10 protein-coding genes and 2 pseudogenes are annotated in these 14,562 nt (G+C 64.8%); 7 read left to right on the plus strand and 5 right to left on the minus strand.

What is annotated here, in order from left to right; genetic code table 11:
- Positions 1–463: 463 nt before the first annotated feature.
- Positions 464–2,043, minus strand: a pseudogene (locus AAFX91_RS16785) (MDR family MFS transporter).
- A 159-nt stretch (positions 2,044–2,202) separates the two neighbouring features.
- Entirely contained in the window at positions 2,203–2,718 is a 516-nt protein-coding gene (locus AAFX91_RS16790; RefSeq protein WP_130582562.1) for a YcgN family cysteine cluster protein, read from the minus strand.
- 295 nt (positions 2,719–3,013) lie between these two features.
- Between AAFX91_RS16790 and AAFX91_RS16795 the strand changes: the two genes are divergently transcribed.
- The 3 genes from AAFX91_RS16795 to AAFX91_RS16805 are packed head-to-tail and all read left to right on the plus strand — an operon-like array spanning position 3,014 to position 6,519.
- On the plus strand, positions 3,014–5,296 hold the full coding sequence (locus AAFX91_RS16795) for a transglycosylase domain-containing protein (RefSeq protein WP_130582563.1): 2,283 nt from the start codon (positions 3,014–3,016) through the stop codon (positions 5,294–5,296).
- Positions 5,297–5,326: 30 nt separating this feature from the next.
- Positions 5,327–5,905, plus strand: a complete 579-nt coding sequence (locus tag AAFX91_RS16800; RefSeq protein WP_130582564.1) for a DUF1214 domain-containing protein — start codon at positions 5,327–5,329, stop codon at positions 5,903–5,905.
- The gene (locus AAFX91_RS16805) at positions 5,902–6,519 is read left to right on the plus strand and encodes a DUF1254 domain-containing protein (RefSeq protein WP_130582565.1); all 618 of its coding nucleotides are present in this window, start codon (positions 5,902–5,904) and stop codon (positions 6,517–6,519) included. Before AAFX91_RS16800 ends, AAFX91_RS16805 begins: the two co-directional genes overlap by 4 nt.
- Here AAFX91_RS16805 and AAFX91_RS16810 read toward each other — a convergent pair.
- Both AAFX91_RS16810 and AAFX91_RS16815 read right to left on the minus strand, forming a co-directional pair.
- A pseudogene (locus tag AAFX91_RS16810) lies at positions 6,516–7,293 on the minus strand (hypothetical protein). The gene AAFX91_RS16805 and the pseudogene AAFX91_RS16810 sit on opposite strands and share 4 nt — an antisense overlap.
- Before the next feature lie 16 nt (positions 7,294–7,309).
- Positions 7,310–7,510, minus strand: coding sequence for a hypothetical protein (locus AAFX91_RS16815; protein WP_130582567.1), 201 nt, complete (start codon positions 7,508–7,510; stop codon positions 7,310–7,312).
- A gap of 307 nt (positions 7,511–7,817) precedes the next feature.
- Between AAFX91_RS16815 and AAFX91_RS16820 the strand changes: the two genes are divergently transcribed.
- The gene (locus AAFX91_RS16820) at positions 7,818–8,750 is read left to right on the plus strand and encodes a DUF2336 domain-containing protein (RefSeq protein WP_130582568.1); all 933 of its coding nucleotides are present in this window, start codon (positions 7,818–7,820) and stop codon (positions 8,748–8,750) included.
- On the opposite strand, the gene AAFX91_RS16825 is transcribed toward AAFX91_RS16820, so the two are convergent.
- The gene (locus AAFX91_RS16825; protein ID WP_130582570.1) at positions 8,747–9,091 is read right to left on the minus strand and encodes a DUF1491 family protein; all 345 of its coding nucleotides are present in this window, start codon (positions 9,089–9,091) and stop codon (positions 8,747–8,749) included. The two genes, AAFX91_RS16820 and AAFX91_RS16825, sit on opposite strands and share 4 nt — an antisense overlap.
- A gap of 317 nt (positions 9,092–9,408) precedes the next feature.
- Between AAFX91_RS16825 and AAFX91_RS16830 the strand changes: the two genes are divergently transcribed.
- The 3 genes from AAFX91_RS16830 to AAFX91_RS16840 all read left to right on the plus strand — a co-directional run bounded on the left by AAFX91_RS16830 (position 9,409) and on the right by AAFX91_RS16840 (position 14,559).
- Positions 9,409–11,328 (plus strand): hypothetical protein, encoded by a 1,920-nt coding sequence (locus AAFX91_RS16830; RefSeq protein WP_394567178.1) that lies wholly within the window; start codon positions 9,409–9,411, stop codon positions 11,326–11,328.
- A gap of 220 nt (positions 11,329–11,548) precedes the next feature.
- Positions 11,549–13,255 carry a type I secretion system permease/ATPase gene (locus tag AAFX91_RS16835; RefSeq protein ID WP_394567179.1) on the plus strand — a complete coding sequence of 569 codons (1,707 nt, stop codon included), beginning with the start codon at positions 11,549–11,551 and terminating at the stop codon, positions 13,253–13,255.
- Positions 13,252–14,559, plus strand: a complete 1,308-nt coding sequence (locus tag AAFX91_RS16840; protein WP_394567180.1) for an HlyD family type I secretion periplasmic adaptor subunit — start codon at positions 13,252–13,254, stop codon at positions 14,557–14,559. The genes AAFX91_RS16835 and AAFX91_RS16840 overlap by 4 nt, the downstream gene beginning before the upstream one ends.
- Positions 14,560–14,562: the final 3 nt, after the last annotated feature.

Genomic DNA, 14,562 nt, shown 5'->3' on the forward strand with positions numbered 1-14,562 from the left:
CGCGCCGGCTGGCGGTGATCATGCACCGCATGCTCGTCGATCAAACCCCCTTCAACGCCGCCGCGGCGGCAGCCTAACAGGAGGCGCGACAGGTTTTCGAGCGGGTCACCACACCAGGCCTTCTCGAAGCGAAGTCCCTTCGCCGGGACGATGGATCAGGTCAGGCCGTTGCCCACCCGGTGGCACTACGACCACGCGTCCGTAGATTGGCCGGCCGATCCTCTCCAACCCCATCAGGTGGCGGCCTTGCGCCGACCCCGTACAGAAGCGAGACCCCGGCGAGCGGATGACGCAAAAGGGATTGACTGATCCAGGCCCGTTACAGAAGGGTGGGCAAAGCAACTTCATGCACCGCGGCTCAAACGAGCTCCGGCGGAAGCGTGCCCACCATCGCGAGCGGAGCGCTTGACGGTGGGCACGCTGTCGCTTTGCCCATCCTACAAATCGAACCGCTCGATCCGCCCTACTCCGCCACTTCCACCTGGCGCGTGGTCGGGCCTGCGAGCGGCCGTTCTTCCATGATGGTGATGCACAGCGCCGCAGTTGCGAGCAGCACGGCGGCGGCGCCGAAGACGAAGCGGAAGGCGGTGGTCATGTCGGCGACCGGAATCGAGCTCACCGCGCCATGATGTTCGCCGGCGAGCGAGATGTCGGCGCCGAGCGCCATCAGCAGGATCGCGGCGAACGCCGCCACCGCGAACGAGGCCATCAGCGCGCGGAAGAAATTCATTGCACCGGTCACGGTGCCGACCTGCGAGCGCGCCACCGCATTCTGCAGCGAAACCACGCTGACCGGAAACGTCGTGCCGAGGCCGAGCGCGAAGACCGACATCAGCGTGAGCAGCCCCCACAGCGGCAGCGTGGTCATCGCCATCGCCACGCCGCAGAGGGCGGCGACCGAGGTGCCGACGACCGCCACGCGCTTGTAGTGCTTGGCACGCACCATGGTCCGGCCGGCGATCGCCGCGCCGCAGGTCGAGACCGCGGCAAGCGGGATCAGCGCCAGGCCGGCCTCGCTGGCGCTGAGGTGATAGACCACCTCATAATAGAGCGGCAGGTGCACTGTCAGCCCGACGATCGCGCCGAGCGCGCAACTGCCTGCGACGATCGCGAAAGGAACGACCGTTCCGCTCAGGAGCGACAGCGGCAGGAACGGCTCGTCTGCCCTGCCCGCGTGCCACACGAAGCTGGCGGCGAGCACAAACGACGCGCCGACCATCGCCATGATCACTGGCGACAGCCAGGCAAACCGGCTGCCGCCCCAGGTCAGCACCAGCGTGACCATGACGGCGGAGGCCATCAGGAGGATGCCGCCAAGCCAGTCGACCTTGCGCTTGCGGTGGAACACCGGGATCTTGCCCATCCTCGGCAACAGCAGCGCGAGTGCGGCAAACGACAGCGGCAGGTTGATCCAGAAGATCATCGACCAGTGCAGATGCTCGGCGAACACGCCGCCGATCACCGGCCCCGCGATGCCGCCGGCCATCCAGACGCCGCTGAAATAGGCTTGGTATTGGCCACGCTCGCGCGGGCTGACCACGTCGGAGATGACGGTCTGCACGACAGGCAGGATGCCGCCGCCGCCAAGCCCCTGCAGGCCGCGCGCCAGGATCAATACCGGCATGTTGGGCGCGATCGCGCACAGATCGAGCCGACGATGAACAGGCTGAGCGAGGTGATGATCATGGCGCGCCGGCCATAGATGTCGCTCAGCGTGCCGAATACCGGCGCAACCGCCGTCGAGGCCAGCAGATAGGCCGTGATCACCCAGGACAGGTTGGAGACGTCCTGGAACTGGCGACCGATGGTCGGCAGCGCGGTCGCCACAATGGTCTGGTCGAGCGCCGCCAGGAACATCGTCAGCATCAGGCTGATCACGATGGTGCGGACTTCGTCAGGGGCAAGCGGAGCCGGCGGCGCCAGCGGTGGCGCGTCGGTGAGGTCGATCACCTCGGTCGGCAGGCGGGACAGCTCTTCGGCTACGTCTGCAGGCAATGCCCGTCGGTCGGCAGGATCGCTGCTCTGCCGTTCAAACTTGTTCATCTCAGGCGCAAGTCTCGCTGCGGCGCAACGCCACAATGGAATCGTTCTATGAATTGCAATGTAGGCAGCAAATTCCTGTTGAGGCAGGCGGCTCAGCGCATAGGCGCATTCCGAGGCCGCGTCATCCCAATGATGTGATTTTCGCGCTTGGACAAGACGTTACGATTTCGGCCGGTTTTTCAGCCGCGCTCGCTTCGGCAGCAGCGCCGGCCACCGGACGATGTGGTCCTCAAGCTCGGCATCGGGGATCTCGTCCTCGGTTCCCTGCACCCGGCCGCGCACGGAGACACCCGCCTCGTGCACGGTGTTCGGGTCGCCGGAAATCAACGGGTGCCACCAATAGAGATCGCGGCCCTCCGCGACCAGTTTGTAGCCGCAGCTCGGCGGCAGCCAATTGAGGGTACGGACGTTCTCGGGCGTCAGGCGGACGCAGTCCGGAACCTTGTCGGACCGGTTCTGATAGTCCTTGCAGGCGCAGAGCCCGGCATCCAGCAGTTTGCAGGAGACGTGGGTGAAGTAGATCTTTCCGGTGTCCTCGTCCTCGAGCTTCTCTAGGCAGCAGCGCCCGCAGCCGTCGCACAGGCTTTCCCATTCGACGTTGGACATTTGCTCCAACGTCTTGGTTTTCCAGAAAAATCCCTCTTGGGCGGAGGCACGTTTGGGCGGTGCGGTCATGGAAATCGAAGAATTTGGTTTAAGTCGGTTCGCAACCCATCTAGGGGCGGTAGTGGCAGGCACGCAAGCGGGCCCATCTGCGGGCGCGCGAACGAGTTCACAAACAGGTTCAGCCTGACATTAAAATCGCAAGCAACACCATTGGTTTATAGCCTCCGCTCAGATAGAAGCGATAACCGAGTCTCCCAACTGGCGCGAGCAGCGCCTTGGGTTTGCCGCAACATGGAATCAAGACGCTCGACCGGTGCCCAAATGGATGGGCACGTGAGCGGTTTCTAACCGAGCAAGGGCCCCGGTGCGCCAGATCCTACCGCCGCAGTGGACGACCAAGCTCCGGAACTTCTTTCTGGACCTGGATGCGCGCATCGACTCCACGCTGTTCTCCTCCGGCAGGGGCCTGCGTGAGCTTTATGAGCGCTATTCCACCTTCATGGACAACTTCTATGTCGGCCGCTGGAAGCGCTGGGTGTTCATCGAGCCTCTGTCGGAAGCCGCGACCATGGGGCTCGGCGGCATGGTCGTGCTGCTGGCGCTTGCGATCCCGGCGTTCCGCGAAACCGCCGATGACGACTGGCTGAAGAAGTCCGATCTCGCGGTGACCTTCCTCGACCGTTACGGCAATCCGATCGGCAGTCGCGGGATCAAGCATAACGACTCGATCCCGCTGGAAGACTTTCCCGACGTCCTGATCAAAGCCACCCTCGCCACCGAAGACCGCCGCTTCTACGACCATTTCGGCATCGACATCGCCGGCACCGCACGCGCCCTCGTCACCAACGCGCAGGCCGGCGGCGTGCGCCAGGGCGGCTCCTCGATCACGCAGCAGCTTGCCAAGAACCTGTTCCTGAACAATGAGCGCACCATCGAGCGCAAGATCAAGGAAGCATTCCTGGCGATCTGGCTCGAGCACCGCCTCAGCAAGAACGAGATCCTCAAGCTCTATCTCGACCGCGCCTATATGGGCGGCGGCACCTTCGGCGTCGATGGCGCCGCGCATTTCTACTTCAACAAGTCGGCGCGCGACGTCAATCTGGCGGAAGCCGCGATGCTTGCCGGCCTGTTCAAGGCGCCGACCAAATACGCGCCGCACATCAACCTGCCGGCGGCGCGCGCCCGCGCCAACGTCGTGCTCGACAACCTCGTCGACGCCGGCTTCATGACCGAGGGCCAGGTGTTCGGCGCCCGCCGCAATCCCGCGGTCGCGGTCGACCGGCGCGACGAGAATTCGCCGAACTACTATCTCGACTGGGCGTTCGACGAGATGCGCCGGCTGGTCGACACCTTCCCGAAATCCTATACCGAGCGCGTCTTCGTGGTCCGCACCGCCATCGACATGAACGTGCAGCGCGCCGCCGAGGAAGCGGTCGAGAACCAGCTCCGCCAGTTCGGCCGCGACTATCACGCGACCCAGGCGGCAACCGTGGTGTCCGATCTCGACGGCGGCGTGCGCGCGATGGTCGGCGGGCGCGACTATGGCGCCAGCCAGTTCAACCGCGCGACCGACGCGTACCGGCAGCCCGGCTCGTCGTTCAAGCCTTATGTCTACACCACGGCGCTCCTGAACGGGTTCACGCCGAACTCGAAGATCGTCGACGGGCCCGTGTGCATCGGCAATTGGTGCCCGCAGAACTATGGCCACTCTTATTCCGGTTCGGTGACGCTGACGCAGGCGATCACGCGCTCGATCAACGTCGTGCCGGTGAAACTCTCGATCGCACTCGGCGGCAAGGAAGGCCCGAAAGCCGGCCGCGCCAAGATCGTCGAAGTGGCGCGCCGTTTCGGCCTCAAGGCGCCGCTGCCCGATACGCCATCGCTGCCGATCGGCTCCGACGAAGTCACCGTGGTCGAGCATGCGGTTGCCTACGCGACGTTCCCGAACAGGGGCCGGTCCGTCACGCCGCATGCGGTGCTGGAAGTCCGCACCGGCGCCGGCGACCTGGTATGGCGCTGGGACCGCGACGGGCCGCAGCCGCGGCAGGCGATCCCGGCCTCCGTTGCTGCCGACATGGCGGGGATGATGAGCCATGTGGTGAGCGAAGGCACCGCGCGCCGCGCGGCGCTCGACGGCATTCCGACCGCCGGCAAGACCGGCACCACCAACGCTTATCGTGACGCCTGGTTCGTCGGGTATACCGGCAACTTCACCTGCGCGGTCTGGTACGGCAATGACGACTATTCGCCGACCAACCGCATGACCGGCGGCTCGCTGCCGGCGCAGACCTGGCACGACATCATGGTCGCCGCGCATCAAGGCGTCGAAGTGCGGGAAATTCCCGGCGTCGGCATGGGCCAGAAACTGCCGAAGGAGCCGGCGACGCAGGCGAACGCTGCCGCGAACGCCGCGCCCAAGATACTCGAGACCAAGCCCGGTCCGCCGCCGGTGCTGACCAAGCGCGGCGCCGATATCCTGGTGCGGGTCGAGAAAATGCTCGACGACGCCGCCAGGACCTTGGGCAAAACGTCGTCCAACGCGCCGGCGAAATCGGACAAGCCGTCATCCAGCGCACTGGCCTTCCCCGAGAATTACGTCACGGCGGCCGGCGACCAGGCGGCGGCACCGACGCCGCGAAAAAACTGATGCCGGTGATCGCTTCGGAGCTGTAGGGCCGTGCGGCTGATCCTCATCACCTTGCTCGCGCTGATCGTTGCTGCCGGGATCGGGCTCGGCTCGACCTATGTGGCCGCGACGCGCGGCACCAATATCGGGACGCTGAAGATCGGCGCCTGGACCGCGCGGCCGAGAAACGGCACATCCGACATCGATCCCTACAACCGTGCGACCATCGCCCGCTCCGGCGAATTGCCGGTCGGCACCGGCGACGGCATCGGCTTCACCGCCACCACCGATGACAAGAAGAAGCCGCTCGACGGACGTTGCGACGTCGTCGTCAGCGGCGTCACCCCGCCGGCGCGGTTCTGGACGCTGACGCTGTTCGACAGCAAAGGCCGTCTGGTGGCGAATTCGCTGCAGCGCTACGGCTTCACCAGCCAGGAGATCATCCGCGGCTCCGATGGTACGTTCGAGATCCGCATCGCCTCCCGCTCGCGGGCCGGCAACTGGCTGCCGACGGGCGGCATCGAGCGTTACGCGCTAATGCTGCGGCTCTACGACACGCCGGTCGGGGTGGCGACGCGGACCCAGCGCGATGCGCCGATGCCGATGATCTCGACGGTGGGCTGCCCATGATCCGCCTCGCCTTCACGATTATCGCTGGCGTGCTGCTGGGCGGCGTGGTGCATCTCGTCAGCGTGCTCGCCTTGCCGCGGATCGCTTCGCAGGACGCCTATTCGCGGCTGACGCCGATCACGCAGCTCAACGCGGTCACGGCACTGCCATCAGCGGATCCCGGCAATTCGCTGATGCCGTTCATGGACCCGGCATTCGCGATGGCAATCTGCCGCTACGATCTCTCGACCGGGCCGATCAAGCTCACGGTGCCGGTGAGCCAGGCCTATACCTCGGTGTCGTTCTACACCCGTAACGAGCTCGCCTATTACGCCATCAACGACCGCTCCGCCGGCAAGAAGGTGATCGAGCTCGATTTGATGACCGAGGCGCAGCACAACGAGCTGCCGGAGGACGAAGACATCACCGCCGCCGACCGGCTGATCATCGATTCCCCGACCACGACCGGCCTGATCCTGTTGAAGGCGCTGGCGGCCGAGCCCGGCCTGATGCCGCAGGCACAGGCCTCGCTCGCGGCCGCAAGCTGCAAGGTGCAGACCGAGCCGCCGGCGCCCAAGCAGGCCGAAATCCCGCTCCCCGCCCCTGCGCCCGCGGCACGGCCTTCGAAACGCTAGCCCTTGACGACCGTGGCGTGCCCGATCACCGGCGGCTGCGCGGCGACCGGCGGATTGGCGGTCAGCACGGCGAGCTCGCCGATCAGGCGATCGGCATCGGCCGCGACGTTGTCGGGCGCCTGGATCACCAACCGCTCCAGCGCCCAGCGGTAGGACGAAATCCGCCGCTCCAGGCATTGCTGGACCCATTGCACGATCAGCGTGTTCTCTTCCATCCGGGCAATCGCGTCCGCCCGCTCCCGCGGCGACAGGTCCGACACCATGCCGAGGCTGGCATTGCGCTTGCGGTCGAGCTCGATGACGCGCCAGGCGGTCGCAAAGAACGGCTCGAAGCGTGTGATGTCGTCGCGCACGTCGTCGATCAGTTGCATGTAGCGGGAGGTGTGCGCGCGGTGCGGCTCGTCGATCAGCGCCCGTCCGTAAGCGGTGCGGTCGAACACTACCTTCTGCCGCCATGGCGAGGGCAACGGCTGATAGTCGCCGAACACGCTCTTCCAGGCCGGCCGCGAATGGCGGCTCGATCAGGGGATAGGCGAGATCGCGGAGCTGGCGCTCGTTTTCGGTAAGCTGGAACTGCGACGGTCTCATGCCGATGCTGCCGGTCGCTTCCGCGCCGAGCCAGCGGTGCATGTCGTCGTTACGGAAGTCGGCACGCGTGCGGCCGAAATCGCCGCCGCTGCAGCCGCCGAGCGCCGCGCCGATCAGCAGCAGCGCCAACACCGCGCGTGGGCGCCGGCTTCCGGTACTCCGGCTCGGAAGATACCCCTCCCGCATTTCAAACGTCCAATCGTCAGGTGCGCCGACGGCGACGGCGACGAGGCGCTGTACCTTCTGCCGGCCCGCGTCCACCGTCGCTCTGCTCGGTTACGCGCTCAATCCGGATAACGGGAAGGATCAGAACAGTCCCCATGCCATCGCTTGCAGCGCCACCCATGACCGCGCCCGGCCGCCGCGATGCCGCATCCGCCGGAAACTCAATGATGGTGCCCATTTCTGTTCTCTCTGCCTGCCGCGCGGTGATGATTTGCGAGGCGACGTCCGGATTAAGAACCGCACGTGGTTAATGACCTCTTAATCGGAGCCGCCGGTCGGTTACCGATGTGGCGAGTGTGCCTTATTCGCCAGATCGCTTCCGTCAGATAGTTCACATTTTAACGGATGCCTTCACGGCTCGTTTTCCTTAACCGGCTCTTAAAGCCGCCGACATAGGCTGGCGTCCGAACGTTTTGCGCATTTTCGAAAGTCGCGTACGCCTTCCCATGAGCGCAGCTCCAGTCATTCCAGGCCTCGATGGGCTGATGACCCTGTCACGTCGCGAGGGCGTCGACATTCGCCCGACGCTGCTGCGCGTGCTCACCGACCTCTATGTGCAGGCCAAGGTTCATTCCGCCGATGAAGAGCGGCAATTCGTCGAACTGGCCTCGCGCCTGATCGACCAGGTGGACGATGCGACGCGTGCGGCGGTGCGGGCGCGGCTCTCGGTCTATCCGGCAACGCCGGAGGAGCTTCTCGGCAAGCTCAGCCTGCGGCGCACCGACCCGGACCAGCCGCTGCCGGCCGCTGCTGAAATCGCGGCGCCGCCGTCACAGCCACTATCGGTCACCCCCCCGACCGAGGCGCAGCTTCGGATGGCAGCGAGCCTTGCAATGCGGCCCAACGATGCCGCAGAGATCACCGACATGTTCTTTGCCGCGACGGCCAGCGAGCGGGTCCAGATCCTGCAGAACATTGTGCAGACGCCGCTCAAGGCGTCGGCGCGGATTCCTGCGCCGCGCGCCGCGCGCGCCATCGAGATCCTTGAAATGGCGGCCTTCGCCGAAGACATCGAGAATTTCGCGCGCGAAGTCGGCGAAGCGCTGATCCTGCCGTCGCGCATTGCCGAGCAGGTGGTGAACGATCCCAGCGGCGAGCCGCTGGCCTGCGCGGCGAGAGCGCTGAACATGCCGAGCCCGGTGTTCCAGCGGGTGCTGATGTTCCTCAATCCGGCGTTGGGTTCATCGGTGCACTACGTGTTTCGCCTGTCGCGCATGTACGATCGGCTGAGCGAACGGACGGCGCTCATCATGCTGGCGGCGTGGCGAGGCTCGACCATGGCGGTCGCGCGTGCCAAATATCGCCCCTCGCTCTACGATGACGAGCGCCATCGCGCGCGCTCCACATCCGCTGAGAGGCGGCCGACCGGTCAGCCGGGTGATGCGCCCGCGATCCGCTCGCAGAGCTCCGGACGCTAACCCTTCGCCAGGTCCAGAAAGTGCCGCCCGGCCTTGTCCTCGGTCTCGACGACCCAGGCATCGGGATCGAAGCGGATTTCCTTGGCAAGCCGTTGCTCCACCGATGATTCCGGCACCGGCTCTTGCGTCATCGGCACGAAGATGCGGTCGAACGGCCGGCTGTCTTCATAGGCTGTCTGCGGCGCGGGCGTGTAAAGCATGGCGTTGCCGTCGAGCAACGCCACCTTGACGAACACCGCCCCCGCCTCCTCCGCACCGCGCCGGCGCACCGCACCGAACACGCCTTCCTTCTGGCAGCGCCGCAGATATGCGGACACCCAGATGCTTGATTTCAATCGCATTGCATAACGATAAGCCGGCCGCGAGATCAGCGCCAGTGCCTCTCCGCGCGCCTTGTGCGACGCATCCAACCGGACCGGACGGGCCGGCAGCGTCGCAAGAGCCGACCGAATTGCCAACTTTTCCACAAGACGTCAGCACTCCGCGACTCTTTGTCACGCAATTCGAACCAGCTCAATTTCCAGCGAAAACTGGCACGATCCGCCGCGGATGAGTGAACTCTTCGCCGCAACGATTGCAACTTCATCCCGATGTCGCGCGACCGTCACGGCCGCTTGGTTAACGGACCGGGCTACGATCCATTATCCAGGGGAAAGCAATGTCAGGACGTCATCAACACCATCACACACATCACCACGGCGGTCCGTTCGGCAAGAAGCTGTTCGGAACGACCAGCGACGACGATCTTTTCGGGTCGGACCGCAATGACATCATCTTCGGCCTTCGGGGCGACGATCTGATCGATGGAGGCAAAGGCAACGACACGCTGTTCGGTGGAAGGGGCAACGATGCTCTGATCGGTGGCGAAGGCAACGACCGCCTGTTCGGCGGCCCCGGACGGGATCTGCTGCTGGGCGGCGCCGGTCGGGACGAACTCAGCGGCGATGACGGCAACGACAAATTTCTGTTCCGCAAGGGCATGGGCGTCGACACGATCGAGCATCTCGATCGCGGCGACCGCATCGATATCCGTGACTTCCAGGTCGCCTCTTTTCAGGCGCTGATCGACTCCGCCCGACAGGTCGGTCACGACGTTCAGATCAGCTTCGGCAATGGCGACAAGCTCGTCATCGAGAATACGCGCATTTCGAACCTTCACTCCGAACAGTTCATCATCGCAGATGAGGTCAAGGGTCCGTCAAGCTCACAGACGCCCTACCTCCTCAGCAGCGATTCCCATGTCTACACTCAGTCACTGCTGACGGCGGGTGACAGCGTGGGCGGCTACAAGATGGCCGGTATTCCCGACGGCCTTGGCGCATTCGACAATGGCGACGGGACCTTCACCGTGCTGATGAACCACGAACTCGGCGGAAACCTGGGCGTTGCGCGCGCTCATGGCGCCACCGGCGCGTTCATCTCGGAATGGGTGTTCGACAAGACCACGCTGCAGGCGGTGTCGGGCAAGGACCTCATCCACGACGTCTGGCTCTACGACGCGACGACCAACAGCTATGTCGACCACAACGCCAGCAACAGCCCGGTGTCGTTCAACCGCTTCTGCTCCGCCGACCTTGCCGATCAGGGCGCGTTCTACAGGGCGGAAACCGGTCTCGGCTTCAACGGCGGCAGGATCTATCTCAACGGTGAAGAGTCTGGTGTCGAAGGGCGGGCATTCGCCCATATCGTGGGCGGCGCGCAGGACGGCAATAGCTACGAACTCGCCGGGCTCGGCAATATGGCCTTCGAGAACGTGGTCGCCAGCGCGCATACCGGTGACAAGACCGTGGTCGCGGCGCTGGACGATGGACAGAACGGCCATTTCTACTTTTATGCCGGCGACAAGAAGGCGACCGGTAACGCCGTCGAGAAGGCCGGCCTGACCGGCGGCCATTTCTTCGGCATTCACGTCAGCGAGTTCGAAGGCACGTCGAACAACAACGAGCCGAACACCGCCTCCCCGCTCGGGATGGACGAGAAGTCGACCTTCTCGATGATCGATCTCGGCGACGTCAGCGGCATGACGGGTGCCGAGATCGATGCGGCAAGCGAGGCTGCCGGCGTCACCAGCTTCCTTCGTCCGGAAGACGGCGCCTGGGACACGCTCAATCCGAACCGCTTCTACTTCGTGACGACGGACGCCTTCAATGCGCCGAGCCGGCTGTGGGCACTGGATTTCAACGATTCCAGCAACCCGGCCGCGGGCGGCACCATCAAGCTGCTGCTGAACGGCACTGAAGGCCAGCAGATGTTCGATAACATGACCGTCGATGCCAACGGCAAGATCGTTCTCTGCGAGGACGTCGGCAATAATGCGCATCTCGGCAAGGTCTGGCAGTACGATCCGGCGACCGACAAGCTGACACAGCTTGCCGAGCACGATCCGAGCCGCTTCATCTCGGGCAGCGCAAACTTCTTGACCCAGGACGAGGAATCGTCCGGCGTCATCGACGTCTCGCACATCCTCGGCAACGCCGGTGAGAACGTCTACCTGATCGATACCCAGGCCCACTTCGCGGTCGGCGGCGAACAGGTCGAGGGTGGTCAGCTGCAGCTGATCCACCAGTATCTGGTCTGACGGCGATCAAGATGGGCGGGCTCTGCCCGCCCATCACCGAGACTTGACTGCGGAGGTGCGGCTCCCCCGTCACCTCCGCATCCATGCATTCAAGCGTGGTCCGACACATCGCTGTCAAACAGTGGCCGCTCACCTACAATCTGCGGAGCAACTCCCCGTGATGTCAATCGCGCAAGCAAACCGTCCTGCCGCACCTCCTGGCGCGGAATCGGACTTGCACATGGCGCTTGCATCCTGCCGCGCCGCGCTGATCGCGATCGCGATGTTCAGCGGACTGATCAACCTGCTCAGCCTGACCGGCTCGCTGTTCATGCTGGAAGTCTATGATCGCGTGCTGCCGAGCCGCAGCGTGCCCACGCTTGTCGGTCTCAGCATCATCGCGGCCATGCTGTTCGTCTTCCAGGGCATCCTGGAGCTGACGCGTGGACGCATACTGCTTCGGATCGGAAACCAGATCGACTGGCGTGTCAGCGACCGCGTCTATGATCTCGTGATACGTCTGCCGCTCCGCACCCGCGGCGGCGGCGATGGGCTGCAGCCGGTCCGCGACCTCGACACCATTCGGTCGGTGCTATCAGGGGCTGGCCTGCCGGCGCTGTTCGATTTGCCATGGCTGCCGATCTATCTCGCGATCTGCTTTGCGTTCCACCCGCTGATCGGCGGCACCGTGCTCGGCGGCGCGCTCGTGCTGGTGATCCTGACGCTGCTCACTGATCGCCTGTCCCGTCGCTCGGTGCAAAGAGCGTCAAACCATGCCGCCGCGCGCAACCGGCTCGCCGAGGCGAGCCGACGCAACGCGGAAGTCCTGGTTGCGATGGGGATGTCCGCGCGTCTGGTCGCGCGCTGGCGCGAGCTCGGCGATGCCTATCGCCGGCAGCAGAAAATCGCCGGCGACATCTCGGGCGGTTTCGCCGTCGTCGGGCGAATGCTGCGCATGATGCTGCAATCAGCCGTCCTTGCGGTCGGCGCCTATCTCGTCATTCACCAGGAGGCATCCGGCGGGATCATCATTGCCAGCTCGATCCTGACCGGCCGCGCGCTCGCGCCCGTCGACCTCGCGATCGCCAACTGGAGGAGTTTCGTTGCGGCGCGCCAGAGCTGGCGGCGTCTCGAGAAACTGCTGGCAGTTATCCCCGCGCCCGCGGCCCAGGTGCCCTTGCCCGCACCGAGCCGCACGCTGCTCGCGGAAAAACTGTCCGTCACCGCTCCGGAATCCGAAAAGCTGCTGGCCACCGACGTCAATTTCGTCCTCAAAGCGGGCAGCGCGCTCGGGATCATCGGCGCCAGCGGATCGGGAAAATCCTCGTTGGTCCGCGCGCTTGTCGGCGCATGGCGGCCGTCGCGCGGTGTCGTCCGATTGGACGGCGCGGCGCTGGAGCAATGGTCCCCCGAGGCGCTCGGAAATCACATCGGATACCTGCCGCAGGACGTCGAACTGTTCGAAGGCACCATCGCCGACAATATCGCGAGATTTGCCCCAAACCCGCCGATGGAAGCAGTGCTCGCAGCGGCAAACGCGGCCGGCATCCATCAGCTCATCGTCGGCTTGCCGGAGGGATACAACACCCAGATCGGCGAACAGGGTGCGCGCCTCTCCGCCGGCCAAAGGCAGCGCGTTGCACTCGCCCGCGCGCTGTATGCCAATCCCTTCCTGGTCGTGCTCGATGAGCCCAACTCAAATCTGGACGCCGAAGGCGAAGAAGCGTTGACGCGCGCGATCCTCGCGGTCCGGGCTCGGGGCGGCATCGTCGTGATCGTCGCGCACCGCTCGAGCGCGCTCGCTGCCGTCGACTTCGTGATGACGATGCTCAATGGCAGGCAGCAAGCCTTCGGCCCCAAGGATGAAGTGTTGTCGATGCTGACCCGACGGGAACCACCCCCAGCGGGACCATTCAAGGTCGTTCCTCAATCCGCGGCATCGACATGACCGAGACTGCATTTCACGGCGAAGCCCGCAGCCTGCGTCACCATCTGATCGGCGGAATGGTCGTCGCGCTCGTGCTGACCGGCGGCATCGGCGGCTGGGCCGCCACCACGGAATTGTCAGGCGCAGTCACGGCGTCCGGATCGGTCGTCGTCGATTCCAATGTCAAGAAAGTCCAGCATCTGACCGGCGGCATCGTCGGAGAATTGCTGGTCCGCGAAGGCGATCATGTCCGTGCCGGAGACACGCTGGTGCGGCTCGATGAAACTGCGCTGCGGGCGGGCCTTGCCATCTACGCCAAAGGGTTGGATGAGATGCGCGCCCGCAAGGCGCGCCTCAGCAGTGAACGCGATGGCGCCGAGCACATCGTGGTCCCACCCGAGCTGCTCGATCGCCCCTCGCCGGAGTTCATCACGGCGCTCGACAGCGAACGCAGATTGTTCGAGCTCAGAGCCGCGGCGCGCAGGGGGCAGAAGTCGCAGCTTCGCCAGCGCATCGCGCAGCTCGAAGATGAAATCCGTGGCTACGCCGCCCTGCAGGAGGCCAAGGCGGAGGAGATCGAGCTGATCCAGCGTGAGCTCACGGGCGTGCGGACGCTGTGGGAGAAGAACCTGATCCAGATGAGCCGGCTAACGGTTCTCGAGCGCGAAGCCGCGCGCCTCAAAGGCGAGCTTGCGCAGTCGATTGCCGCGACGGCGCAAGTGCGTGGCAAGGTCACCGAAATCGAATTGCAGATCATCCAGATCGATCAGGATCTGAGCAGCGAGGTCGCCAAGGAGTTGCGCGAGATCGACGGCAAGATCGGAGAATTCATCGAACGCAAGGTCGCAGCGGAGGATCAGCTCAAGCGGGTCGACATCCGCGCCCCGCAGAATGGGATCGTGCACCAGCTCAGTGTCCACACGGTCGGCGGCGTGGTCAGCCCGGCCGAGCCGGTCATGCTGATCGTTCCGGAGGCCGATCTTCTCACCGTGGACGCCAAGATCTCGCCGGCTGACATCGATCAGCTCCATGTCGGACAGCCGGCGAACCTGCGCTTCTCCGCCTTCAACCAGCGCACCACGCCGGAAATCCAGGGCACGATCAGCCGCATCTCGGCCGACGTGACATCGGACCAGCGCACCGGCCAGAGTTTCTACACCGCGCGGCTGGCAATCACGCCCGAGGAGCTGGCGCGACTGGGAGAAGCGAGACTTCTGCCGGGAATGCCAGCCGAGATCTTTGCCAAGACCTATGATCGCAGCGTGCTGTCTTATTTCGTCAAGCCGCTGTCCGACCAGATCGTGCGGGCTTTCCGCGAGCGCTGAACA

The organism is Bradyrhizobium sp. 31Argb, assembly GCF_043638955.1.
Lineage (GTDB): Bacteria > Pseudomonadota > Alphaproteobacteria > Rhizobiales > Xanthobacteraceae > Bradyrhizobium.